Here is a 25,424-nt window from a genome sequence, read left to right on the forward strand (position 1 = left end):
CAGTCCACACGTTACGCGTTAGGCTGCATACTGTTGCCATGCTCGCCGGCCTAACGAGGAAGATCATGCGACGGCGAACCGGAGTCCTCTGGATCGGCCGGCTGTTCGCCGCCTTGGCGGCGTTGCTACTGGCGTGCGGCGCCGCTGGCGCGCGCACAGGCCAGATTTCGCTGACCGTCGTCGGGGACAAGGAAATGGCGGAAGAGCTGAAGCAGCTCTCGGAGGACCTGGACAAGGATCAGCCGCTGTCCGGGGACGCCCTGTCGTTGCTGCAGGCCGCGCAGACGCGTCGTGCCCGAATCGCGTCCGCGCTGCGCTCGCGCGGCTACTACGATTCGCGGGTGGTCGCCACGGTCGGCAATCAGCCGGTCGACGAAGCAAGCGCGCTCGACGCCATCGACAGCCAGCCGGAGACGGCGAAGATCGATTTCCAGATCAATGTCGCGACCGGGCCGGTCTACCGTGTGGTCGACCTGGAAATCGACGGTCCGAAGGACGTCGTGGACTATCCGGGGCTCGATCGCAGCAAGCTGGCCCTGAAACCTGGTCAGCCGGCCGATGCGGCCACCATCATCAACACCGAGAACCAGATACTCGATCAGGTCCGCAATCATGGCTATGCGCTCGCGAAGGTCGCACGGCGCGAGGTCGTGATCGACCATGCCACCCGCGAAGCACGCGTCACTTACCATTTGCAGACGGGGCCGACGGCGACCATGGGGCCAGTCCGTTTCTCCGGCACCGACAAGGTCGACACGACCTATCTGCAGAAGCGCGTGCCGTTCAAGCAGGGCGAGCCCTATACGCCGGACAAGGTGAGCGCGTTGCGCGACAAGCTGACGGCGCTCGGCGTGTTCAGCGCGGTGCGGATAAAGCCGGCGACGCAGCTCGACGCCCAGGGCGAGCTGCCGATCGACGTCAGTCTCGAGGACAGGCCCTCTCACAGTATTGGCTTCGGCGCCGCCTACGAGACCATTCTCGGCTTCAGTGCGAATGCCTATTGGCTGCACCGTAACCTGTTCGGCGAGGCCGAGAGCCTGCGCCTGTCCGCGATCGTGAACCATATTGGCCAAGGCGCCATCCCGGGCGACCTCGGTTACGGCTTCAGGGCAGATTTCCTGAAGCCCGACTGGTGGGTGGCCGGCCAGGACGCCGTGGCCTCGGCCCAGGCACTGCGTGAGGTTTATCCCGCATATACGCGCAAGGCGGTCCTGTTTGGCGCCGGACTGAACCGCATCCTCACGCCGCACCTGCGTGTGTCCGGCGGGCTCAGCTACGAAGCCTCCCAGATCGAACAATCCGGCACCACCGCCTACTATCAGCTCTTCGGCGTGCCGCTGTCGGCGACCTTGAACGAGGCAAACAACGATCTCGAGCCGACACGCGGCTACAAGTTCGTGCTCAACCTGACGCCCTACGCCGACCTCGAGCACGGTAACGCTCTGTTCACCATAGCCAAGCTTGTCGGCACGACCTACCTCGACGTGAGCGGCGATGGCCGCAGCGTGATCGCCGGCCGGGCCGCTTTCGGTTCCATTCCCGGCGGCACCAACGCCGGGGTCCCCCCCGACAAGCTGTTCTATGCCGGCGGCGGCGGGTCCATCCGCGGCTTCACGTATCAATCTGCCGGTCCCCGTGATGCCTTCAACAACCCGGTCGGCGGCGCGAGCCTCGTCGAGGCCAGCCTCGAATTCCGCCAGCGCATCGGCGAGTCCTTCGGTGCGGTTGTCTTCGTCGATGCCGGCGGCGCCTACTCGGAGACCTTGCCGAACTTCGCCGAAATGACGCCGCGTGTCGGCACCGGCGTCGGGGTGCGCTATTATACGAGCTTCGGACCGGCGCGCCTCGATGTCGGGTTTCCGCTCAACAAGCGGGCGGGAGATGCGCCGTTCGGCATTTACGTCAGCATTGGACAGGCCTTCTGATGCGCTGGTTGCGACTCACGGCTTGGATAGCGGGCGGCATCATCGGCATTGTCGTTCTGCTGTTCGCGGCGTTGCAGACGGTGCCCGGCAAGCGTGCGCTGGCGGGCCTGGTCTCGTCGATGGCGTCCTCGCCCGGCAGTCGACTCGAGATATCGGAGATCAGCGGATTTATCCCGACCGACCTTCGAATTGCGAAGATCGCGCTGTCCGATGCCCAGGGTGCATGGCTGAACATCGAACAGGCACATCTTTCCTGGTCGTTCACCTCTCTTTTTGCCGGCCAGCTCGAGGTCGACGAACTCACCGCACAAAAGATCGAGGTGCTGCGGCCGCCTCTTCCGACCAACGAGGCCTCCTCGCCACCATCGTCGGGTGGAACTCGTCTCCCGTTCGGCATCGATCTCGATCGGCTCGCCATCGGCGACCTCCACGTCGGTGCACCCCTTGGCGGCGTGGACTCCCACTGGAAACTCCAGGGCGATGGCTCGGTGGCGGCTCGTGGTCAGAGCCACCTCAAGCTCGACATGATCCGAACGGACGGACCGACGGCGCACGTGACGGCGGATCTCGGCTTCAATCTCGATCGCTTCACGGTCGACGGGCAAATCCTCGCCGAGGAATCGAGCAAGGGCGGAGTCGTCGCCGCCCTGATCGGCCGACCCGATCTCGAACAGGTTGCCTTCAGGCTGACCGCCAAGGGCGACAGCGCCGACGGAGACGCCCGTCTCGAGGCTTCGGCAGGTGATGCAATTCGCTCCGACGGTACGGCCCATTGGCATCGCGATGGCGGTTCCACCGTACTGACGATGGACCTGTCGGCCGTTGCACCGGGGCTGCCCGACAGCCCGATTGCGCGGTTGTTGCGTACGCCGGCAACGCTCAAGGGTGAGGCGACGCTCGATGCCTCCGGAACGCTGACCGTGCAGTCGCTCGCTCTTGTCGCCGGGCCGGCGCGCGTCGATGTGACCGGGCGTTACGAGACGCAGAGCGATCGGCTGCAGGCAACGGTCAAGATGCAGACCGGAGAGGCAGGTCCGCTGGCTGACCTCGCAGGAGGTCTGGATTGGCGTAACCTGCATGCCGAATTGACGGCCGAGCTCGTGAATCTGGCCAGGCAACCGCAGGGCACGGCGACGTTCTCTGCGTCCGCCGACGATGTCGTCGCAAAGAACCTCGGCGCGCGCGCGCCGCCGCCGCAACGCCTGGAGCTGTCGGCCAAGCTCGTCGTGCAGCCGGACGGCCGCCTGGTGGTGCAGTCGCTCGATGCCTCTTCGCCGCTGTTGGGCATCAGGGGCAATGCCGGGTATCTGCCATCGACCAAGGCCGGTGAAGGCAAGATTTCCATCGATTTTTCGAACTTCGCGCCGCTGTCGGGTGTGGTCGGCATGCCGCTGGGTGGCCGCGGCCACCTTGAACTCGACCTCTCGACCAGGACCCAGGGATCGCGCGTTGCCTGGCGCGGAACTCTGGACGATCTCAGCCTGCCGAACATGCCGCCCGCCCTGCAGCGTCAGACGCTGCAGCTCAGCGGCGCTGCGGCGCTGCAAAGGGATCAGGCCTGGCAGCTCGACGGCGTGCGGTTGGCGACCGACGGCCTGACGCTCAATCTCTCGGGCAAAGGCCGGGATCGAACGGGTGAGCTCAATCTCTCGCTCGATGCGGCGCGCCTCGGCCTTCTGCAGGAAGGCATGGGCGGCGGCGCCTCGGCCAACGGCAAGGTAACGCTGAAGCCCGACGGCGGCGATCTCCATCTGACGGTCGATCTCAGCAACTTGAGCCGCGGCGATCTCAGCTCGCAGCACCTCGCCCTCCTGCTCGATACCTCGGTCGAGGGACAGGCAGCGCGAGGGCGGGTGACGGCCGAGGGGGATCTCGCCCGTCAGCCTCTCTCCCTGTCGGGCAACTTTTCACGCAGTGCGGATGGCGGCTTGCATGTGCCGACGCTTCAGGGAAGCTGGGCCAGCGCGTCGGTCGATGTCAAAGACCTCGCGATCGCGCCCGGAGGCGCGACGGGCAGCGGCCATGTGAAGATGACGCGGCTCGAGGATCTCGCGCCGTTGATCGGCACGCCGGTGGCAGGCTCGATCGAGCTCGATATCGCCACCGCCTCCGACAATCCGGCCGGCAAGGTGACCGTCGATTTGCGTGGTAACGGTTTGCGCGCGGCCAGTATCGGCGTGGGCAGCCTGCGGCTCGACGCCTCGGTCACCGATCCGTTCGGCACGGCCAACACCGATGCGACGATCAAGGCCGCCGGTCTGGCGGGCGTGGCAGACATTGGCGGAGCGACAGCGACGGTGAAGGGCGACCGCAGTGCTTTCGACATGACGCTGCAAGTCGCAGGCCGCGCCACGAACGCCAACCTGGCAGCCAGGGTCGAACCAAACCCCGCTGCCATCCGGATCGCCCTGCAGCGGCTCGAGGCCCGCTATCAGGGAATTCCCCTTGCGCTGAGTGCGCCGACGCAGGTGACGGTCGCCGGCTCGCGCGTCACCATCCAGGCGGCATCGCTGCGGCTGGGCGGGGGACGGCTCGGTGTCGGCGGCACGGTCGATGAAACGGCCAGCGACCTGTCTGTCGATATCGCCGCCCTGCCGCTGTCTCTGGCCGAGGCGTTCGCGCCGGGCACCGCGCTCGAAGGTACGCTGCAGGCCAAGCTGCGTCTCACTGGCGCCTTGGCCAATCCCCGAATCGAAGCGAGCTATTCGGCCGACGGCTTGCGTGTCAAGCGGCCCGAGACGGCGCTTCTACCGGCATTGGCCTTCCGCGGCACCGCCTCGGTCGTCGAACGACAGGCGGCATTCGACGCGACCGTGACGGCCGGCAGCGGCACGCGTCTCGGCCTGAAAGGCAAGTCCTCGGTCCCGCAGGGAAATGCGCCGCTTGCGGCGACTGTGGCTGTCACGGGTGCCATCGATATCGCGCCGTTTGCACCGGCGCTCGGCGACAGCATTCGCAATGTCACCGGCACGGTTACCCCGAACCTCACTCTCACCGTGAACGGCAACGCCATGAGCGGTACGGGTACGGTCGCACTCAGCAATGCCAGCTTCTATCTGCCGGCGAGCGGCCTCAGGCTCACGGGCGGTCGGGCCAACATCGCCGTCCAGGGCGATACCCTGCAGCTCCAGACGCTTGCCTTCCAGACGGCACGCAACGGGACCATCTCTGGTACAGGCACCGTACGGCTCGATCCGGCGCAGGGCTTCCCGGTCGATCTCGCCATCACCGCGCGCAACGCGCTGGTCGCGAACCGGCCCGACATGATCGCGGCCGCATCGAGCGACATCAAGATCAGGGGATCGACGCTCAGCGGCTTCGACGTTACCGGACCGGTCACCATCGATCGGGCCGAGATCAATATCGGCGGGACGCAGGTGGCGAACTATCCGACGATTGCGGTCACCGAGATCAACGGCGGCAATGCGGCCAAACCGGCCGCTCCCAAGTCGCCGCCGGTGCCTGCGGAAAAGGTGGCGCCCAAGCCGCCACAGGCCAACGGCGTGCGGCTCGCACTCGACATCAATGCGCCGCAGGCGGTGTTCGTGCGCGGCCGCGGCCTCGATGCCGAGGTTGGCGGGAAGTTCACCGTGACGGGCGACCCGTCGGCGCCGGCCGTGTTGGGTAACCTTTCGCTGCGACGCGGCACCTTCAACCTGGCCGGCCATCAGCTCAACTTCACGCGCGGCAACGTCGCGCTGATGAATGCCAACGAGATCGATCCCGAACTCGACTTCGCCGCGACGACGACTGTCAATTCGGTGGTCATCGAAGTCGACATCACCGGCAGCTCGCGAGCACCCAAGATCGCACTCACGTCGACGCCGCCGTTACCGCAGGACGAGGCCATGGCGATGCTGCTGTTCGGCAAGCCGTCGTCGGGGCTCAGCCCGTTCGAGATCCTGAGTGCGGCGCAGGCGCTGGCCGAGCTGACGGGCCAGGCTTCGGCCGGGGGCACCGGGCTCCTCGGCAAGCTTCGCAAGGGCCTTGGCCTCGACCAGCTTTCGATCAACTCGTCGTCGAGCAATGCGGCGAACGCGTCGGCGGGCAGCACGACAGCGATCCAGGGCGGCCGCTATGTGGCGCCCGGCGTTTATGTCGGAGCGCAACAGGGCGCGAGCGGCGACTCCAGCCGCGGCGTGGTCGAGATCGAGGTCCTGCCGCACACCAAGCTCGAAGGCTCGTTCGGCACCGACTCGAACGACAAGGTCGGCGCCAAGATGGAATGGGACTACTGACCGCCGCGTCGCGTTTCCGTCTTGCCGCGGCGAACTTGCCGGCCTATCTGGATGCTCTACCGGAGGAGGTTCCTTTGGCCGCCGATCTACCCCGCCGTTTGCTCATCGCCGCCGCGGGCATCGGCACGGTTTCCGCAAGTGCCAGGGCCGAGCCGTCACTCGAGCTGGGCCCAATCCTGGACAAGTACGCCGACGCGCTTCGCGCCGGAGATGCCGAGGCCGCGGTCCGACTGTTTGCGATCAACGGCTCGTATATGGCGCCGGGCAGCAGGGCCGCGGTCGGCTCCGAGGCCCTGCGCGCCGCCCACCAGCGCCTGCTCGCGACGATCAAGATCGATCTCGAATACGACATCCGCGAGGCCGCGAAGTATGCCGAAACAGGGTGGTTGCGCTCGACCGCCCGGGCGCGCCTCAAAGTGCTTTCGAGCGGCGTCGAAAGCACGAGCTTTTCCAATCAGCTTGTCGTGTTTGCACCAGAGGATGGGGTCTGGAAAATCCGCAGCTATCTTTCCGCTCCCGCGCCAGCCGAGGCAGCGAGGTAGTCAGCGTGCGATCAACAGCGCCGGCGTTCGCAGGGCATGCAGCAGGCCGGCGGTTCGCGGGCCGAGAAACTTGGTCTCGCCCTGACGCAACGAGGTACCGAGCACCACGAGATCGAAATTGCCGCCGCGCAAGGCGCGCCGGATCTCGCTCTCCGGCTTGATGTTCGTCGCCGTCATGCCCTTGACCGTTACGCCGGCGCGCTTGCCTGAGCGATGGATGTCGACCAGCACCGACATGCCGAGGCGCCGCATGCGACCGCGCAACAATGCCACATCCTCCTGCGGGTCGAAGACATGCAGCGCCGTCACCGTTCCCTTGCTTGCCTGGCCGAGCGCGAGCGCGACCTCGGTCGCGAGCCGGGCATCCTGGGTGCCGGCGGCCGGCAACAGGATGTCGAGCGGCACATCTGCCGGCCCTGCCGCGCCGGCACCGTTCACGGCGACGGCGATCGGCCCGTGGAATTGCGTGACCAGCCGCTGCAACTGTGGGTCGAAGTGGGCATCGGAGACCGGCCGGTCGATGCCGACGAACACGATGTCGTAGCCGCGCTCGATCTCCTTCTCGAGCGCATCTTTGCGGGCCGGCGGACGTTCCGTCACCAGTTGCTTCGCCGTGCCGGATTTCGGTTCCAACAGCGAACTCGTCGCGTTCGCGGCCTCCGCCACGTGCTTGCGCGCCGCCGCTTCCTCCGGGCCGCGCTCCTCGGCTGCCTCCGGCTCCAGCACCGTGGCCAGAACCTGCTGGCGAGCCGCGAACAGCCCTGCCAGCCGCGCCGCTAGCCGGCCGTTGGGACTGTCGTCGACGTAGACCAGCGCGCGCTCCATCTTGGGCAGGTGCTCGGCCTGTTCGGCGTCTTCCTTCTCCAGGCGCCTGGCCTCCTCCTCGCCGAGCGGCACGCGCGCCATCATCCAGCGCAACATGGGCGGCATGGCCATGGTGGTGATCACCGCCATGGCCACGATCATCGTATAGAGCTGGTTGCCGAGCGCGCCCATCGACAGGCCGATGCTGGCGATGATGACTTCGGTGGACCCACGCCCGTTCAGGCCGACCGCCAGCGCCAACGACTCGCGCGTGGTCAGTCCGCCCAGCCGTCCACCGATCAGCGCGCCGGAGAATTTGCCGAGGCTCGCCGCCAGCACGACGGCCAGGGTGAACAGGGCAAGGGTGGGATCGAGCAAGGTGCGCAAATCCATTCCGAGGCCGGCCACGGCGAAGAACACCGGGCTGAAGAAGGCCATGATGAAGCCGCGCAACTGGCCTTCGATATGCTCAGTGAGGATCGGTGATCGGCCGATCAGGATGCCGGCGATGAAGGCGCCCAGTGCGGTGTGCACGCCGATCAGCTCGGTGGTGAGCGCCATGGCCAGCATGACGATCAGGATCGTGGTGATCACCGGCACCTCGATGGTGAGGTTGTCGTTCGCCCAGACGATCAGCGCGGTCACCAGACGCCGGCCGATGGTGAAGCTGAAGGCGAGGAACAGGGCCGTCCCGGCGAGGCTGGCGCCGATGCTCGCGATATCGATCGTGCCGTGCGCGGCGATTCCCGAGATGACCGCGATGATGATCCAGGCGATCGTGTCGTCGAGGATCGCCGTGGCGAGGATGAGCTGGCCGAGGTCGCGCCGTATCGCCCCGATCTCCATCAACACCATGGCGACGATCTTGACCGCCGAGATCGAGAGCGCCGTGCCGAGAAAGAGTGCCGTCACGAGGCGGTTCTGATGGCCCGGGATCGCATCTCCCGGCAGCGCGTAGGCAAGGGCCACACCGCAGGCGAACGGGACGGCGATGCCGAAGAGAGATGAAGAAACGACGGCCCTGCGGCGGCGCTGGATCAGCGCCAGATTGGTCTCCATGCCGGTGAGCAGCAGCAGGAGGAGGATGCCGGTCTGCGCGATCGCATCGATCATGCTCTTCATCGTCTGCGAATCGGGGAAAAGCGCCCGCCGCAGTTCGGGAAAGGCCGCGCCGAAGATCGAGGGCCCGAGCAGGATGCCGGCCAGAAGCTGGCCGAAGAGCGCTGGCTGGCCGAGGCGGCTCATGCCTTCTCCCAGAAGGCGGCCTGCCAGCAGGAGAAGGATCAGCTCCGCGGCGAAGGTCGCCAGCGTGTGATTGAAGATCAAGAAGACCCCCTGCGAATCGTCCGATGGACGGACCGACGCGATTCGTGCTGACCTCAACAACGGGCGGAAGTCGGGAGGGATGCACGCATGGACAAGGAAATTGTCGAGCTGTTGGCGCGCCGCGCGGGGCTGGACAAGACCCTGGCAGAATTTCGCGAGGACGTGTTCGTTGCCGCGCAACAGGCGGCGACCGTCGCTCAGAAGCTGGCCGCGCCCGTCGATGTACGCGTCGAAACGTGGCCGCCGATGCGCCCGGGAGCCGGGCTGTGAACGCGGGTCTCGGTCTCGTTGACGGGCCGCTTCATTTCCTGTCGGCCGCGGCTGCCGCTCATGCCATCGCGGCGCGCGAACTCTCGCCCGTCGAGCTGATGGAGGCACACCTCGACCGCATCGCGAGACTCGATCCCACGCTCAATGTCTTCATCAATCTCGATGCGGACGCGGCGTTGGCCGCCGCGCGCACGGCCGAGGCGGAGGCGGCCGCCGGTCGCCTCCGCGGCACGCTGCATGGCGTGCCGGTGGGCATCAAGGACATCATCGATGTCGCCGGGCTCGCCACGACCTGCCATTCCAGGATCCTGGCCGACAACATAGCGACATCGGACGCCGTCTGCGTGAGCAAGCTGCGCCAGGCCGGCGCCATCGTGATGGGCAAGCTGTCGACGCACGAATTCGCCATCGGCGGGCCGAGCTTCGACCTGCCCTGGCCGCCAGCGCGCAATCCCTGGAATCGCGACCATCATCCGGGTGGCTCGTCGTCGGGATCCGGCTCCGGCGTCGCCGCCGGCCTCTTTCCCATGGCCCTCGGGACCGATACCGGCGGCAGCGTACGCAATCCGGCAAGCTGCTGCGGTATCGTCGGCCTCAAGCCGACCTATGGGCTGGTCTCGCGGCGCGGCGTCTTTCCCCTTTCCTTCTCGCTCGACCATGTCGGCCCGATGACGCGCACCGTCGCGGACAATGCGCTGATGCTCGAGGCCATCGCCGGCCACGATCCACGCGATCCCGGCAGCGCCGCGGCCGGCAATGGCCATTACGCGGCGGCCATGGATCGCGGCGTGCGCGGCCTGCGCCTGGGCTTCGTCCGGCATTTCCATGAAACCGACCTGCCGGCGGAGCCCGAAGTGACGGCCGCGCTCGAGCATGTCGCGCGCACCTTGCAGATGATGGGCGCCGACGTGCGCGCTATCCGTCTGCCGTCGCTCGGGGAATTCGCGTCTGTGAACCGGGTCATCCTGCAGAGCGAGGCCTGGTCGGTGCACGCGCGCTGGCTGCGCGAGCGACCCGGCGATTACGGCCGGCTGGCGCGGCGGCGGCTTCTCGCCGGCGCCTTTCTGAGCGCGGGCGACTATGTCGCCGCCAATCGACGCCGCGGCGAGATGATCGCCGCCGTCAATTCGGCACTCGCCGAGGTCGACGTGCTGCTCTGTGCCAGCTCGATGGATCCGGCGTGCCGCATCGATCGGCCGGCCGACGTCGATCGCACCTACACCCGCCAGGCGCGCACGCCGTTCAACGTCACCGGCCATCCTGCGCTCGCGATGATGTCCGGCCTCTCCTCGACCGGTCTGCCGCTCTCGGTGCAGTTCGTTGCCCGCTATTTCGACGAGGCGATGCTGTTTCGCGTCGCCGGCGCCTGGGAGAAGGCATCGGGCATGGACAGGAAACATCCGCCGATCGGCTAAGCACGGAATGTCAGCAAGGCGGTGATCCATGAAGGACTTTCCCGCTGCCTACCAGTCGACGGCAGGCTCGGCGCTGGCCGTCGACAGGACCTTCTATCGGCGCATTGCCGAGAACCCTGGACGCCGGCTTGTCGAGAAGTTCGTCATTCCGATCCGCGCCGGCCGGGCCTGGAAGGTGCCGGCCGGTCATGTGTTCCGGATCGTCACGGTCGAGGGCCCGCAGGTCGGCGACCTCAATCTCTGGAACCTCCACAATCCGCGCGAGCGCCTGTGGGCGTCGCGTACGCGCCAGCTCCAGGCGTCGCACGTGACGACATTCGATCGCCTGTGGTCGACGTTGCCCTATCTGCGGCCCATTGCGACGATAACGTCGGATAGCCTCGCGAGCTATGGCGTCGACGAGTTCGGCGGCCGCATCCACGATCTGCTCGGCACGCGCTGCGACCCCTATGTCAATCGCATGCTCACGGGCGAGGATTTCGACTTCTGCTGCCATTCCAACCTCGTGCGGGCGGTCGCGCCGTACGGTTTGACCGAGCTCGACGTCCACGATGTCCTGAATGTGTTCCAGTGCACCGGCCTGAACCGCGAGGACAAATATTTCATGCGGGCGAGCCCGGCGCGCACAGGCGACCATCTCGAATTCTTCGCCGAGATCGACCTCCTGTGCGCACTGTCGACCTGTCCGGGCGGGGACTTGTCGGTGCCTCTCTGGGGGCCGGAGGCGCGTGATCCGCTCACCGTCTGCCGACCGCTTGGCGTCGAAGTGCATGCGCTCGCCCCTGAGCTGCTGCAGGACTGGGCATCGCCGAAGATCGCCGCTTATGGCGGCGGGCACGGGCTTGGCCTCAAGACACCGCCTTGGGCCGCTTGATGCATGACGCGACGGCCGACCTTTAGTGCCTGATGTGAAAATTTCTTGGGGCCAGGGCCTGGTTGACAGCACGCCGCGGTCTACATAAAGCTTAACCATAGAGTTAAGTGTTGAGAGAGCCCGTCGATGCTCAAGATCCTCGTCGCCCTCGTCATGGCCGTCGTGATCACGATAGGCGGCATCCTCGTCTACGCCGCAACCAAACCCGATTCCTTCCGGGTCGAACGCTCCGCCACCATCAAGGCGCCGCCCGACAAGATCTTCGGGCTGATCGCGGATCTGCGGGGCTGGGCGGTGTGGTCGCCCTATGAAAGGAAGGACCCGAACATGAAACGGACCTTCAGCGGACCAGCCAGCGGCAAAGGCGCCGTGTACGAATGGGACGGCAACAAGGATGTTGGCCGGGGCCGCATGGAAATCGTCGAAGCGACACCGCCGTCGAAGATCGCGATCAAGCTCGATTTCCTGAAGCCGTTCGAAGGTCACAACACGGCCGAATTCACGATGGTGCCGGCCGGCGACAACACGGCCGTCACATGGGCGATGTATGGTCCGAGCCCCTATATCGCCAAAGTCATGGGTACGGTTTTCGATATGGACAAGATGATCGGCAACGACTTCGAAGCAGGCCTCGCCGCTCTCAAGGCCGTTGCCGAGAAGTGATATCGGGAGGAATCGATGGACACGGCTCTCCAGTCCGTTCAGCAGGAGTTGTTTCTCACGCGCGACCTCAAGGCGTCGCGTGATCGCGTATTCGCTGCGTGGACCGATCCACGTCAGGCGGAACTCTGGTGGGCTCCCCGAGACTGCACGCCGCTGTCTTGCGAGATGGACGTGCGCCCCGGCGGTATCTGGCGGCGGCGCATGCGGGTCCCCGACGGCACCGTGATCACCAAGCACGGTATCTATCGCGAGGTCATGGCCCCCGAGCGTCTGATCTTCACCTACGTCACGGAATATGCCGACGGGAGCGTCGATCCCGAGACGCTGGTGACGGTGACATTTACCGACCTGGGCGACCGCACCCGGCTCACGCTGCGCCATTCGGCCTTCCGGACCGAGGCTTCGCGCGTCGGTCACGAGGGCGGCTGGGTGAGCTGCCTCGACCGCTTCGCGGCGTTCGTCCTTCCTGCGTAAGGGGAAGTCATGTCAAGCGGAGGCCTGTCTGACACGAGGCTGACGCGCCTGCATGCGGCGCTGGCGGCGCACGTCGCCGTGGGCGACATGCCCGGTCTGGTGGCGCTGGTGAGTCGCGGCGAGTCGGTGGTCGTCGAGGCGATCGGTGCGCAATCGTTCGGCGGCCTGCCGATGAAGCGTGACACGATCTTCCGCATCGCTTCGATGACCAAGCCGGTGATCGCGGCGGCAACGCTCTTGCTGGTCGAGGAATGCAGGCTCCGCCTCGACGATCCGGTCGATGCCTTCCTGCCCGAGCTCTCCGACCGCAAGGTGCTGAAGAGCCTGGAGAGCGAGGTCGACGATACGGTGCCGGCGCGCCGCGCGATCAGCGCGCGCGATCTGCTTACCTTCACCCTGGGCATGGGCGCGGTGATGGTGTGGCCGCCCAGATATCCGATCCAGAAGGCCGCGGCCGAGCTCGGCCTCGCGCCCGGACCGAACCAGCTCGATATCGACGCCGACGAATTCATGCGGCGGCTGGGGACGCTACCCTTGATGTACCAGCCTGGCGAGCGCTGGCTCTATCACACGGGATCCGATGTGCTCGGCGTGCTTATTGCCCGGGTAAGCGGCCAGCCGCTCGAAACCTTCCTGCAGGAGCGCCTGTTCGCCCCGCTCGGCATGCGTGATACCGGTTTTCAGGTCCCGGCCGCCAAGCTCGATCGCCTTGCCGGTGCCTACATGCTGGAGCCGGCGAAGAAAACGCTCACTTTCTTCGATGACGCGAGCAACAGCCGCTGGAGCAGGCCGCCGCCGTTTGCCGCGGGTGGATCCGGCCTCGTCTCCACGGTCGACGATTTCCATGCCTTCTATCGCATGCTGCTGAACAAGGGCCGGCACGGCCGCGAACGCATCCTCGCGCGGCCGACCGTGGAATTGATGACGTCCGATCAGCTCACGGCCTCGCAGAAGCAGGGTGCCGAGCTGTTCTTCGGTCACGGGGCGAGCTGGGGAATGGGTGGTGCGGTGGTGACGCGCCGTACCGACGTCTTCGCCACACCCGGCCGCTTCGGTTGGGACGGCGGCTATGGCACGTCGGCCCATCTCGATCCCGCCGAGCGGATGATCGGCATTTTGATGACTCAGCGCATGATGGACTCGCCGGTGCCGCCGCGGGTTTTTCGCGACTTCTGGACCTCGGCCTATCAGGCGATTGACGACTGACCAGCAGAAGGAGAATGACGATGAACGTTCAATCCTACCTGTCCTTCGAGGGCCGCGCCGAAGAAGCGATCGAGTTCTACAAGAATGCAGTCGGTGCAAAAGTCGACATGATGATGCGCTTCAAGGAGGCACCGGCCGACCAGCAGGCAATGATCAGCCCGGAGTCCAAGGACAAGGTGATGCATGCCGCGATCAAGATCGGCGACACGCAGGTCCTTCTCTCCGACGGCCGCTGCACCGGCAAGCCGACGTTCTCCGGCATGTCGCTCGCGGTCAGTGCCGACAGCGCCGCCGACGCCGACAAGTTGTTCAATGCGCTCAGCAAGGGAGGTCAGGTGACGATGCCCATGACCGAAACCTTCTTTGCCAACCGCTTCGGCATGTGCGCGGACAAGTTCGGCGTCGCCTGGATGGTGCTCAACCCGAAGGCGATGGGCTGAGTGTCGATATCTGCTCGTTCGACAACGTATATGTCATCCGAGCGATAGCGAGGGATCTTTGGCAAATGACTGATCGAAGATCCTTCGGCTTCGCCTTGGGTTGACACCAGTTTGTTCAGCAGGAAAGCCTATCGGTTGTCCACATTGGCGCTGCGCAGGGGGACGCCGAACTCGCGCCGGCAGACCTCGGCCAGAACCTCGACGCCCTTGCGGATCGTCTCGGCTTCGGGATTGGCGAAGCAGAGACGCAGCCGGCATTTGGCATAGTTCTTGTCGGTCGACCATTCGGCGCCGGGATTGAGCGAAACGCCCGCGGCCAGCGCTGCCTGAGCAAGCCTCACCGTGTCGACATTGTCGGGCAGCTTGATCCACAGATAAATGCCGCCCGGCGGATCGCCGAACTCGGCGACGGTGCCGAACTGCTCGGCCAGCGCTTCGCGCAGGACTTGAAGCTTGGCGTGCAGCGCCTTGCTGAGCCGGGGAACATGGTCGGCGAAATGCCTGGTGCAGAATTCCGCCAACACCATCTGCTCCAGCGCGCCCGAGCCGGCGTCCTGCTTGAGGGCGAGGATGCGCGACAGCACCTCCCATTTGGCGACGATGTAGCCCACCCGCAACGCGGGCGCGATCGACTTGGAGAAGGAGCCGACATGGATCACGCCTTCGCCGTTGGCGAGCGCGTAAAGCGACTTCGGTCGTTTGCCGTTCCACACCAGATCCGAATAGCATTCGTCCTCGAAGATCATCACGCCGTGATCGGCCGCAAGCTCGATCAAGTCCTTGCGCCGCGCCTCGCCCATGATGGCGCCGGTTGGATTCTGCACTGTCGGAATGGTGTAGATGTATTTCGGCTTGATGCCCTTGTGCCGTAGCTCCCCGAGCTTCTGCCTCAGCACGTCGAGCCGCAGCCCTTCGGCGTCGAGCGGGATGCCGACCACATTGACGCCGATCCTGGCGAGCTTGGTGAGTGCGCCGCCATAGGTCTCCTGCTCGATCAGCACCGTGTCGCCCTTTGCCACCAGCAGGCTGTTGACCAGCTCCAGTCCCTGCATCGAGCCCGACGTGATCAGGATCTCGTCCGGTGAGCACGCGATCCCGGCATGCCCCTTGAGCTTTCCGGCCAGGAACTCGCGCAGCGGCCGGTAGCCGAGCGGCCCGCTGTTCAGCCCGTAGGTGGCGAGCGTGGCGCCCTCGCGCTTCAGCACTGTCGTTGCCGCCTCGATCAGCGCATCTACCGGCACGTGCCTGGCGTCGTTGTGGCCGCCGATAAAATTGTATCTCGGGAATCCGTTCCATTTGACGGCCGGCGCGGGCGTGCCGGGCGCTAGCAATGGCGCGAAATCGAATGGTGCGGTCATGGCAGTTCCCCGAGCGTGCTGGGCTTTCGCATTGCTGAGGCAAGACCACACGATTCGCAACTTTTTTGGCCGGTTGGAGCCACGGCGCGGAACGAACGTGCGCTCTGTCCTCGACTCATTTGGGCCGAGGATCCTTCACCCGCGCATCGGGCTGCTCGAGTTCACCGCGGCGCAGGAGCTTGACGGCTTGCACCAGGGCGCGCGCCGCATTGCGCGCTTCCTCCTGCAAGGCCGTGTCGCGATCGAGTGCCAGGTGGCTGCTGGCATAAGGCTCGTAGTAGCCGATATAGCGGTCGATCTCGGCTTTGTGGCCGGCACCGATCATGCCGATGTCGGAAAGCCAGTCGCTGAGCGAGCGCCGCAAAGTCTCCGCGCCCGCAGCGTCCCCGTGCACCACCACCGAAAAGACCCGGCCGGCGAGATGGCGGGGATAGGTCCAGCCTTTCATCTCGAGGTCCTTCGCCTTCCGTGGGTCCTTGCCGCCGGTCGAGCTGGGATCGGGATTGCCGCCATCGGCACAAACAAGGCGGTCGATCATCGATTTGAGCGTGGTCGGCGCCTGGTACCAGTGAACCGGGGTCACGATCATGATGCCGTGTGCGGCCGCCCACATCGGATAGATGTCGGCCATCCAGTCGTTGACCTGGCCGAGCGCGTGATTGGGATAGCAGGAGCAGGGCCAGTGGCAGAGCGGCATCGCTGTCGACACGCATCCTTTGCAGGGATGGATCTGGCGGCCGTACTCGGAGGTGAGGTTACTGAGGTCGAGCAGCTCGATCTCGAAGCCACGCTCGGTCCTGAAGACTTCTTCAGCGATCTTCACCAGCCGATAGGTCTTCGAGATTTCGCCCGGACAGGTCTGGTCGCTGCGCGGCGAGCCGCTGATCAGGAGGATGCGCGATCGGGAGGCGGCGGACTTTTGCCTCCGTTCGGCCCGCGCCACGGCGTCGCGCGTGGCTGTCCATTCCACCGACAGTTCGTAGCCCGGGTCGGCATAGCCGGAACCGGCGCGCCGGGTGCGCGGCGCCTTCCGGCTGTGGTCATAGGCATCCCATGCCGCATCGATGATCCTGTCGATCTCGACCTGCAGGGAATCGAACGCCGGATCGTAGAAACGCCGCCGCAGGCGGTCGGCGAACGCGGCCTTGTCGAGCGTGACGCTCGGCATGCCCTTGCGGACCTTGATCCTGGCCATGGCGTTCTCCCTTGGCACGGGAAGGGATAACGCCTAGCCGCGCCTGGGGCTGCGGGAAATCGCCTGCAGGGCCTTGAGATGGGCCGCGGTGGCCGACAGCGCCTTGCGCTCGATGGCGCGGTAGTGACGGATCAGTTGCTGGCCGCGCTCGGTGAGCGTCGCGCCGCCGCCCGCCCGGCCTCCCGTCTGGGCGGTCACCAGCGGCTTCTCGAAGCTGCGATTGATTTCGGCCACCAGCTCCCAGGCGCGCTTGTAGGACATGTTCATCGACCGGCCGGCGGCGGAGATCGAGCCTTCCCGGGCGATGCGCTCGAGGAGCATCACCTTGCCCGGGCCGAGCCGGCCCTCGTCGTCGAAGTCGATCCTGATGCTGAGATGCGGCATCACAAGACTCCTAGCTGCGCTCGAACGAAACGCTCTTGATCACGGCGTAGACCGGCCGGCCCGGCGCCAGCGCAAGGCGCTGCACCGACTTGGCCGTCAGCCGGGCCATCAGGGTGGCGCCGTTGCAGTCGAGGCGGATATCGGCTTGCGCGCCGGCCGGTGTGATCTGACCGACCTTTCCCGCCAGCACATTGAGCGCGCTGATCTCTTGCGGCGGATGCAGCGACAGCATGACATCGCGTGCGCGGATATAGGCGCGGACGGGCGCGCCGGACGGCGCCGACAGCCGCGGCACCTGCAATTCGCCGGCAACCGAGGCCAGTATGGTGAGCTGGAACTGCTCGTCGTGCCGCGCGACCACGGCGTCGAGCACGCTGCCGCCGTCACTCGCATCGGCCAGCGGCAGGATGTCGAGCACCGGCCCGACAGCCGTGACCTTGCCGTCCGCCAGGATCACGACCGTGGTCGCGAGTCGTGCGACCTCGGCCACGGAGTGGCTGACATAGAGGATCGGCACACCCGCCTTGTCCCGCAGCCGCTCGATATAGGGCAGGATCTCGGCGCGCCGTGCTTCGTCGAGCGAGGCGAGCGGCTCGTCCATCAGCAGCAGCCGGGGATGGGCGAGCAGAGCCCGGCCGATCGCGACGCGCTGCTTCTCGCCGCCCGACAGCGATAGCGGCCGGCGTTCAAGCAGGGGGCCGATGCCCAGGAGGTCGACGACCGAGCCGAAGTCCGCGACGGCGCCAGCATTGCCGTGGCTGAACCAGCGGCCATAGAGCAGGTTCTGGCGCACGCTGAGATGGGGAAAGAGGCGGCTGTCCTGGAACACATAGCCGATACAGCGACGGTGCTTCGGAACGAACAGGCGGCGCTCGGTGTCGACCAGCACCTTGCCGTCGACCGTCACCCGACCATGTTCGGGCCTGATGAGGCCGCCCACGATGTTGACCAGCGTCGTCTTGCCCGAGCCCGAGCGACCGAACAAAGCCGTCACGCCCGGCTGCGAGACGAAGCGGGCGGAGAGCCGGAAGGTGCCGTGCCGATGTTCGATATCGACGTCGAGGCTCATGTTGCGACACGGCGGGCACCGAGGCGGCGCGCCAGCAGCTCGGAGCCCAGCAGGGCGGCCATGGAGATCACGACCGATATCATGGTCAGCCGCAGCGCGCCGGCATCGCCGCCGGGCACTTGGGTGAGGGTGTAGATGGCCGAGGGCAGGGTCTGGGTCTCGCCGGGGATGTTGGAGACGAAGGTGATGGTGGCGCCGAACTCGCCCATGGATTTGGCAAAGCAGAGGATTGCTCCCGCGATCACGCCCGGCAGGCAGAGCGGCAAGGTGATGGTCGCGAACACGAGGAACGGATGGGCGCCAAGCGTTCCCGCGGCGCTTTCCAGCCTTGTATCGACGGCTTCGATAGACAGCCGGATGGCGCGCACCATCAGGGGAAAGCCCATCACCGCGCAGGCGAGCGCCGCGCCCGTCCACCGGAAGGCGAAGACGATGCCGAAGGCGTCGTTCAGGAATTCGCCGATCGGCCCGCGCTTGCCGAACAGGATCAGCAGCAGATAACCGGTCACGACGGGCGGCAGGATCAACGGCAGGTGTACGACCGTGTCGACCAGGCTCTTGCCCCAGAAGCGCCCGCGCGCCAGCAGCCAGGCGGCGGCAACGCCCAGCGGCAAGCTGGCGGCGGTTGCGGTGACGGCGACCAGCAGGCTCAGTCGCACCGCCGTCCATTCTTCTGCCGTCATGTGGCCGAGTTGGACTTCACCAGTACCGTGAAGCCCTGCTTCTCGAAAGCGGACCCGGCTTGCGGGCCCTTAAGACGGGCAAGAAACGGCGCCGCGTCGGCCGATTTGGCATCCTTGGTCAAGGCGGCCGGATAGATGATCGGTTTGTGCGAGTCTTCGGGGAAGGTGCCGACGATCTTGACGGTCGGTTCGACGGCGGCATCGGTACTGTAGACGATGCCGAATGGTGCCTCGCCGCGAGCGACCAGCACGAGGGCCGCTCGCACGTTGTCGGCCTGGGCGATCCTGTCCTTCACGCTGTCCCAGGCGCCGAGCTTCTGCAGGGCCGCTTTGCCGTACTTGCCGGCGGGCACGGCGTCGACATTGGCCATGGCAAGCTTGCCGTCGCCCAGCACCTTGGCGAGGTCGAAACCCGGCCTCACGTCGATCGTGGTCGTCGAATCGCGCGGTGCGATCAGGACGATCTTGTTGCCGAGCAGGTTCACGCGCGTCTCGGGCCGGATCAGCCCCTTCTTTTCGACATAGTCCATCCAGTCGAGATCGGCCGATATGAAGAGATCGGCCGGCGCGCCCTGTTCCATCTGCTTGGCCAGCGCCGAGCTTGCCGCATAGGAGATCCTGGGCGTCGGCTTGCCGGTGGCCTTGGCCCACTCCGTCGCGATCTCGTCGAGTGCATTCTTGAGGCTCGCGGCGGCGAAAATCACCAGGTCCGCCCCCTGCGCCCGCGCCGCGGAAAGCGGTACAGCCGCCGATGCCAGGACCAGGCCGAGCCAGGTGCGGCGTCTCAACAGATCCATGCCAACCTCCTCTACGAGGTCGGTATAGTCGTCTGGATATATCGGCGCGTCCAGTGGCGTTTCAGCAGGACCGTGCCACGGCGGGCGGCGACAAGCGCGATCGCGCCGAGCGATACGATCAGCACCTTGTGGATCGGCCGCGGGAAAAGCTCGGGATCGATGTCGGCGTCGAGGAGACGCAGCGGGCTGATGTGGTTTACGATCCCGTACCATCCGACTTCGAACAGAAAGGCCGCAAGCGTCGCGCCAATAGCCAGAAGAGACAGGCCGAGGAAACGGGTGCGCAGTTTCGCGGGCATCAGACGCCAGATCATGAGCCAGGCGAACAGGCCGGCCGCCACCGTCGGCTCGCCGACGTTGGCCTTGGACTGGATGAAGAAGTGCAAGATCGCCAGCACCGCGGCCGGATAGATCAGCCAGTGCAGGCGCTTCCAGTTCCGCTTCAGCCGGCGCTGCCAGCCATTGGTCGAGGTGACGGCGAGCGCCACCAGCATCAGCAGCGTCGCGAAGCCGATCGTCAGGTAGAAGCGCTTCGCGATTTCCAGCGCCACCACGATCAGGTTCCACTTCTGGTCGGCGACGTAGATCATGAAGTGGAGGCCAGCGTAGAGCGCGGCCGCGACGCCGATGCGCCGGCGGATCTGAACCAGCGGCATCCAGTCGAAGGTGGCGCGCGCAGGCGTCAGCGCCAGCGAGCAGAGCAGGAACACTATGGTCCAGTCGCCGGTGACGTGCGTGGCTTCGGTGACGGGGCGCGCGCCGAGATCGTCGGTGTACCAGCGCCAGGCGAGATGGAGCGCCGGCAGGCACAGCAGGACCAGTGTCGCCTGGCGCAGCCAGAAGATCAGCCGTTGGGTGGACACGACCTCAACTTAGGGATTCGAAGGCTCACTGACAGGTCAAACTTGCGTTAGCGCTGGTTGCCATAAAGAAGCCGATATGTGCCGATTGTCGGCGCTGCCTCGACGCCGAACGGCTTGAGTGCCGTCGCCTTGAACAGGAGCCGGGCCGCGGCGCTGGTGGCGGCCGCCTCGGCGCCTTCGAGGAGCACCACCCATTCGGCTTCATCGGCCCTGGGATGATCCATGCTCTTTTGCTGCACCGGGGCATTGGCGATCTCCAGGTCGTTCTCGCCTATCGCCGCACCCAGCATGCCGGCCCGCTTGATGGCGCGCGGCAGCGCCGTTTCGCGCAACCATTTGATCAACTCACGCCGCCGCGCGGGCTCCGGTACGAAGCGCACGATCGTGACCGCACCGCCGATACCGTGCGTCAGGTCGATCTGCATGCGCATCGTCAGGCGATTGAAATGCGTGAAGCGCGCCATCACCGCCTGGGTCCAAGGCGTCTGATTGGCAAGCAGGGCGAGATAGCCCGGCGTCGCGAGGTCGTTCACGCTGTCGCATTCGTAGGTGGCGAGATATTTCGGCGAGCCGCGCACCGCGACGTAGCGCCGCGCTCGATGGAAGCCCGGCAGATTGACCCGCTCGTCGATATGCTCGCGGTTGTACCATTCGTTGAAATCGCGCTCGTCGCGTGATTTCACCTCGGCGAACACGACCAGCATTCCCTTGCCGCGAAGCGCCATGTTTCATCTCCCCGTGGCGTGGCTCCAGTCTATGCTGGCTTCAGTTGCGGAGGAAACAGCATGAGAATTGCCAAGATCGAGGATTTGCACTGTGATGCGGGCTGGCGGGACTTCTCCTTCCTGAAGATCACCACCGATGACGGACTGGTCGGCTGGTCGGAATACAACGAGGGCTATGGCAGCGCAGGCCTGACCGCCGTGATTCGCCGCATGGCGGCTGGCCTGATCGGCCAGGATCCGCGGCCGATCGAGCGCATCATGACCACCCTGTACGCCGTCACACGCCAGGCGCCGGGCGGCATGAACCAGCAGGCCATGGCCGCCATCGAGAACGCGCTGCTCGACGTGAAGGCGAAGGCCTTGGGCATTCCGGTCCACGCCTTGTTCGGCGGGCCGGTGCGCGATCGCCTGTCGCTCTACTGGTCACATTGCGGCAGCTACCGCTTTCGCAACGCGGACATGATGAAGGTCGAGCCTGTACGCTCCCTCGACGACCTGGTGAAGCTCGGCAAGCACGTGAAGGAGCGCGGCTTCAAGGCGCTCAAGACCAACATCTTCCGCTTCGATCTCGATCCGCCGAACATGCATCAACCGGGCTTCGGCCGCGGCGCCGGCGGACCGGAACTCAATGCCGATGGCGCCGCGCTTGCTGCCATCGCAGAAGGACTCGCCGCCTTCCGACAAGGTGCCGGGTCCGACATGGGCATCCTTCTCGACACCAACTTCAACTTCAAGACCGAGGGCTACATCAAGGTCGCGCGCGCCTGCGAGCCGTTCAATCTTTTCTGGCTCGAGATCGATTCCTACGACCCCGAAGGGCTGCGGTTGATCCGCGACCGCGCTTCGATGCCGATCGCCTCCTGCGAGTCGCTGTTCGGACGGCGGCAGTTTCGCCCCTATTTCGAGCACCGTTCGGTCGACGTCTCGATCATCGACGTGCCGTGGAACGGGCTGATGGAGTCGCTGAAGATCGCGGCCATGGCCGACCCGTACGAGATCAACTGCGCGCCGCACAATTTCTATGGCCACATGTCGACCCTGATGAGCGCCAATCTCTGCGCGGCCATGCCGAACTTCCGCATCATGGAAATCGACATCGACGACGTGCCCTGGAAGGACGATCTGGTGACTCATCCGCCGGTGATCCAGAATGGCGAGTTGATTGTGCCCACCCGGCCCGGGTGGGGCGCCGACATCAACGAGGAAGCGGTGCGCGCGCATCCGCCCAAGAATCCGCATCCCTGACCCGCATCCCTGAGAGGATACCCCATGGTCTACGAGCTTCGCTGCTACACCCTTTTTCCGGGCAAGATGCCGGAGTATCTGAAGGCGGCCGAAACGATCGGCCGGCCGGCGCGCGGCAACAACTTCGGCGTCAATCACGGCTATTGGACCGCGGAGTTTGGCGCGCTGAACCAGATCTGGCATCTCTGGCAGTACGACAGCCTGAACGATCGCGAGCGGCTGCGCGGCGATCTCTCCCGGCACAAGCCCTGGATCGAAGGCTACGTTCCCGTCATCCGTCCGCTGATCCAGCGCCAGGATCTGCGTGTGATGAATGCCGTCGTCGATATACGGCCGTCGGACGGCACGGCAGGCAACGTCTATGAGCTGCGCATGTATCGCACCGTCATCGGTGGCGCCCAGCAATACGGCGAGAATTTCAAGAAGGTCCGCGCGGCGCGCGACAAGTACTCGCCAATCTGGGGCGCCTGGACCGGCGAGTTCCCGCAGCCCAACGAATGGATTCATCTCTGGCGCTACAAGAACCTGCAGGAGCGCTTCGAGGCGCGGGCCGCGGCGATGAAGGATCCCGACTGGCAGGCCTATCTCGCCAAGGGACCGGCGTTACTGGCCGAGATGCATTCGACCCTGCTGATCCCGACCAACTATTCGCCCTTGAAATGAAATCGGGGCAGCGTGCCACCACGCGTGGAGTAGCCTCCGCGCTGAAGTGGCGCTTCATGAATGCGCCACCGGAGTGGCGTGCTCCTGTGAGGAGAGTAGCTTATGGACGCGTTGAGTGACAGCGATCTTGCCTTGATGAAATTCGGCGTCGGCCAGCCGGTATCGCGCAAGGAGGATCCTGCGCTGCTGCGCGGCGAGGGCCGGTACACCGACGACATCGATCTGCCGGGTCAGGCCCACGCCGTGATGGTGCGCAGCAGGATCGCGCACGGCAGGCTCAGGGGCATCAACGCCGAGGGCGCGCGCGCCATGCCAGGCGTGCTGATGGTGTTGACGCATGCCGATCTCGAGGCGGCGGGTTTCGGGTCGCTGAAATGCCCACTGAACATTGCGGATCGCGACGGCAAGCCCATGAAAACGCCACCCCGGCCGTGCCTTGCCAGCGACAAGGTGCGCTTTGTCGGTGAACCGGTCGCCTGCGTCGTGGCCGAGACGGCAATCCAGGCCAAGGATGCCGCAGAAGCCGTGGAGCTCGACATCGACGAGTTGCCGGCCGTTACGACGCCTGTCGAAGCACTGAAGCCCGACGCGCCGCAGATCCACGACGAGGCGCCGGCCAACCTGGCGCTCGACTTCCACTACGGTGACGCCGAGGCGGTGAAGAAGGCCTTCACCGCGGCCGCTCACGTCACGAGACTGGAAATCGTCTCCAACCGCATCATCGTCAACGCCATGGAACCGCGCTCGGCGATCGGCTGCTACGATCCGGAGTCCGAGCGCTGGACGCTGCATGTCGGCTGTCAGGGCGTGATGGGCTTGCGCGGCGGCCTGGCGCGCGACGTCCTGAAGGTGCCGCCGGAAAAGGTGCGCGTGCTCACCGGCAATGTCGGCGGCTCCTTCGGTATGAAGTCGCAGGTCTATCCGGAGTACGGTCCCCTGTTGCTCGCCTCGAAGCACCTGGGCCGCGCCGTGAAATGGACGGACGAGCGCTCGGAGAGCTTTTTGAGCGATCATCACGGGCGCGATCATCAGCGCATCGCCGAGCTGGCACTCGACAAGGAAGGCAACTTCCTCGCCGTGCGGCTTACGGGTTACGGCAACGCCGGTGCCTACATTTATCCGCCGATGCCGGCGACGACGAACGCCGTGAAAAACCTGATCGATGTCTACAAGACGCCGGCGATGGAAGTGAATTCCAAGGTGGTGTTCACCAATACGACACCTGTCGGCGCCTATCGCGGCGCCGGACGGCCCGAAGGCAACTACTACATGGAGCGGCTGATCGACATGGCGGCGCGCGAGATGGGCGTCGACCGCGTCGAGCTGCGTCGGCGCAACCACATCCGGCCGCGACAGATGCCCTACAAGGCGCCCTCGGGCATGAACTATGATTCCGGCGACTTCACCGCTGTGCTCGACAAGGCGCTGGTCGCCGCCGACTGGCATGGTTTCGAGCGGCGCAAGCAGGAAAGCGCCAAGCGCAACAAGATGCGCGGCCGCGGTATCGGCTGCTATCTCGAAGTGACCGGACCACCCAGCAAGGAATACGGCGGCATCCGCTTCGAGGACGACGGCACCGTGACGATGCTGAGCGGCACGCTGGACTATGGCCAGGGCCATGCCACGCCCTTCGCCCAGGTGCTGAGCGAGAGGACAGGTATTCCCTTCGACCGCTTCCGGCTGCTGCAGGGCGACTCGGATCAGCTCAAGGTCGGGGGCGGCACCGGTGGATCGAAGTCGGCCCTGGTCGGCAGCCAGGCCTTCATCGAGGCCGCCGACAAGCTGATCGAGCAGGGCAGGCAGATTGCGGCCCACGTGCTCGAGGCGTCGGCGGTCGACATCGAGTTCTCGCGCGGCCGCTTCATCATCGCCGGAACCGACCGAGGCATCGGCATCCTGGAGCTGGCCGAGAAGCTTCGCTCGGGACTCGAGCTGCCGGCGGACATCCCGCAGTCGCTCGACGTCAGCCACATCTCGGACAATCCGCCCTTCTCGTTCCCCAACGGCTGCCATGTCGCCGAGGTCGAGATCGATCGCGAGACCGGCCAGGTCGACGTCGTGCGCTACTTCATGGTCAACGACTTCGGCACGATCATCAATCCGATGCTGGTCGAGGGCCAGGCTCATGGCGGCGTGGTGCAGGGCATCGGCCAGGCGATCTTCGAGCGCACCGTGTATGACGCGCAGGGACAGCCGCTCACCGGCTCCTACATGGACTATGCCCTGCCACGCGCCTCGGATGTGCCCGTCTTCGCGGTGCAGAGC

General features: G+C 65.7%; 22 protein-coding genes. 13 read left to right on the plus strand and 9 right to left on the minus strand.

All coding sequences use genetic code 11. The features are described from left to right. Positions 1 to 65: 65 nt before the first annotated feature. Genes VH499_RS12895 through VH499_RS12905 form a run of 3 tightly spaced genes read left to right on the plus strand, consistent with a single transcriptional unit; the run spans position 66 to position 6,705 of the window. Positions 66 to 1,925 (plus strand): autotransporter assembly complex family protein, encoded by a 1,860-nt coding sequence (locus VH499_RS12895; protein WP_332053146.1) that lies wholly within the window; start codon positions 66 to 68, stop codon positions 1,923 to 1,925. After that, positions 1,925 to 6,163 carry a translocation/assembly module TamB domain-containing protein gene (locus VH499_RS12900; RefSeq protein WP_332053147.1) on the plus strand — a complete coding sequence of 1,413 codons (4,239 nt, stop codon included), beginning with the start codon at positions 1,925 to 1,927 and terminating at the stop codon, positions 6,161 to 6,163. Before VH499_RS12895 ends, VH499_RS12900 begins: the two co-directional genes overlap by 1 nt. Beyond that, positions 6,151 to 6,705, plus strand: coding sequence for a YybH family protein (locus VH499_RS12905; RefSeq protein WP_332053148.1), 555 nt, complete (start codon positions 6,151 to 6,153; stop codon positions 6,703 to 6,705). The genes VH499_RS12900 and VH499_RS12905 overlap by 13 nt, the downstream gene beginning before the upstream one ends. Here VH499_RS12905 and VH499_RS12910 read toward each other — a convergent pair whose 3' ends face one another. Then, a complete protein-coding gene (locus VH499_RS12910; protein WP_332053149.1) occupies positions 6,706 to 8,835 on the minus strand; it encodes a cation:proton antiporter in 2,130 nt (709 codons plus the stop codon). Between the two features lie 87 nt (positions 8,836 to 8,922). Here VH499_RS12910 and VH499_RS12915 point away from each other — a divergent pair, with 87 nt between their 5' ends. From VH499_RS12915 to VH499_RS12945, 7 genes are all read left to right on the plus strand, one after another. Beyond that, positions 8,923 to 9,105 (plus strand): hypothetical protein, encoded by a 183-nt coding sequence (locus tag VH499_RS12915; RefSeq protein ID WP_332053150.1) that lies wholly within the window; start codon positions 8,923 to 8,925, stop codon positions 9,103 to 9,105. Next, positions 9,102 to 10,520, plus strand: a complete 1,419-nt coding sequence (locus tag VH499_RS12920; RefSeq protein ID WP_332053151.1) for an amidase — start codon at positions 9,102 to 9,104, stop codon at positions 10,518 to 10,520. Before VH499_RS12915 ends, VH499_RS12920 begins: the two co-directional genes overlap by 4 nt. 28 nt (positions 10,521 to 10,548) lie before the next feature. Beyond that, a complete protein-coding gene (locus VH499_RS12925; RefSeq protein ID WP_332053152.1) occupies positions 10,549 to 11,394 on the plus strand; it encodes an urea carboxylase-associated family protein in 846 nt (281 codons plus the stop codon). 126 nt (positions 11,395 to 11,520) lie between these two features. Then, complete coding sequence (locus tag VH499_RS12930) at positions 11,521 to 12,057, plus strand: SRPBCC family protein (protein WP_332053153.1); 537 nt, start codon at positions 11,521 to 11,523, stop codon at positions 12,055 to 12,057. 15 nt (positions 12,058 to 12,072) lie between these two features. Further along, positions 12,073 to 12,531 (plus strand): SRPBCC domain-containing protein, encoded by a 459-nt coding sequence (locus VH499_RS12935; protein ID WP_332053154.1) that lies wholly within the window; start codon positions 12,073 to 12,075, stop codon positions 12,529 to 12,531. A 9-nt stretch (positions 12,532 to 12,540) separates the two neighbouring features. Then, positions 12,541 to 13,737, plus strand: coding sequence for a serine hydrolase domain-containing protein (locus VH499_RS12940; RefSeq protein WP_332053155.1), 1,197 nt, complete (start codon positions 12,541 to 12,543; stop codon positions 13,735 to 13,737). Positions 13,738 to 13,757: 20 nt separating this feature from the next. Further along, entirely contained in the window at positions 13,758 to 14,177 is a 420-nt protein-coding gene (locus VH499_RS12945) for a VOC family protein (protein ID WP_332053156.1), read from the plus strand. A 128-nt stretch (positions 14,178 to 14,305) separates the two neighbouring features. On the opposite strand, the gene VH499_RS12950 is transcribed toward VH499_RS12945, so the two are convergent. From VH499_RS12950 to VH499_RS12985, 8 genes are all read right to left on the minus strand, one after another. Further along, positions 14,306 to 15,535 carry a PLP-dependent aminotransferase family protein gene (locus tag VH499_RS12950; RefSeq protein WP_332053157.1) on the minus strand — a complete coding sequence of 410 codons (1,230 nt, stop codon included), beginning with the start codon at positions 15,533 to 15,535 and terminating at the stop codon, positions 14,306 to 14,308. A gap of 115 nt (positions 15,536 to 15,650) precedes the next feature. Next, positions 15,651 to 16,730: a flavodoxin family protein gene (locus VH499_RS12955; RefSeq protein ID WP_332053158.1), complete on the minus strand. Its 1,080-nt coding sequence runs from the start codon at positions 16,728 to 16,730 to the stop codon at positions 15,651 to 15,653. A gap of 33 nt (positions 16,731 to 16,763) precedes the next feature. Continuing rightward, positions 16,764 to 17,114, minus strand: coding sequence for a winged helix-turn-helix domain-containing protein (locus VH499_RS12960; protein ID WP_332053159.1), 351 nt, complete (start codon positions 17,112 to 17,114; stop codon positions 16,764 to 16,766). A gap of 10 nt (positions 17,115 to 17,124) precedes the next feature. Beyond that, a complete protein-coding gene (gene modC, locus VH499_RS12965) occupies positions 17,125 to 18,183 on the minus strand; it encodes a molybdenum ABC transporter ATP-binding protein (RefSeq protein WP_332053160.1) in 1,059 nt (352 codons plus the stop codon). After that, positions 18,180 to 18,866: a molybdate ABC transporter permease subunit gene (modB, locus tag VH499_RS12970; protein ID WP_332053161.1), complete on the minus strand. Its 687-nt coding sequence runs from the start codon at positions 18,864 to 18,866 to the stop codon at positions 18,180 to 18,182. Before modB ends, modC begins: the two co-directional genes overlap by 4 nt. Then, positions 18,863 to 19,663 carry a molybdate ABC transporter substrate-binding protein gene (gene modA / locus VH499_RS12975; protein WP_332053162.1) on the minus strand — a complete coding sequence of 267 codons (801 nt, stop codon included), beginning with the start codon at positions 19,661 to 19,663 and terminating at the stop codon, positions 18,863 to 18,865. Before modA ends, modB begins: the two co-directional genes overlap by 4 nt. An 11-nt stretch (positions 19,664 to 19,674) precedes the next feature. After that, positions 19,675 to 20,526, minus strand: coding sequence for a protein-methionine-sulfoxide reductase heme-binding subunit MsrQ (locus VH499_RS12980; RefSeq protein WP_332053163.1), 852 nt, complete (start codon positions 20,524 to 20,526; stop codon positions 19,675 to 19,677). Between the two features lie 47 nt (positions 20,527 to 20,573). Continuing rightward, a complete protein-coding gene (locus tag VH499_RS12985) occupies positions 20,574 to 21,251 on the minus strand; it encodes a hypothetical protein (RefSeq protein ID WP_332053164.1) in 678 nt (225 codons plus the stop codon). A gap of 60 nt (positions 21,252 to 21,311) precedes the next feature. Between VH499_RS12985 and VH499_RS12990 the strand changes: the two genes are divergently transcribed. From VH499_RS12990 to VH499_RS13000, 3 genes are all read left to right on the plus strand, one after another. Continuing rightward, a complete protein-coding gene (locus tag VH499_RS12990) occupies positions 21,312 to 22,496 on the plus strand; it encodes a mandelate racemase/muconate lactonizing enzyme family protein (protein WP_332053165.1) in 1,185 nt (394 codons plus the stop codon). Positions 22,497 to 22,520: 24 nt separating this feature from the next. After that, positions 22,521 to 23,159, plus strand: a complete 639-nt coding sequence (locus VH499_RS12995) for an NIPSNAP family protein (protein WP_332053166.1) — start codon at positions 22,521 to 22,523, stop codon at positions 23,157 to 23,159. A 102-nt stretch (positions 23,160 to 23,261) separates the two neighbouring features. After that, a partial coding sequence (locus tag VH499_RS13000; RefSeq protein ID WP_332053167.1) for a xanthine dehydrogenase family protein molybdopterin-binding subunit occupies positions 23,262 to 25,424 on the plus strand: 2,163 nt, incomplete at its 3' end.

It is taken from the genome of Reyranella sp., from assembly GCF_036558665.1.
GTDB lineage: Bacteria > Pseudomonadota > Alphaproteobacteria > Reyranellales > Reyranellaceae > Reyranella.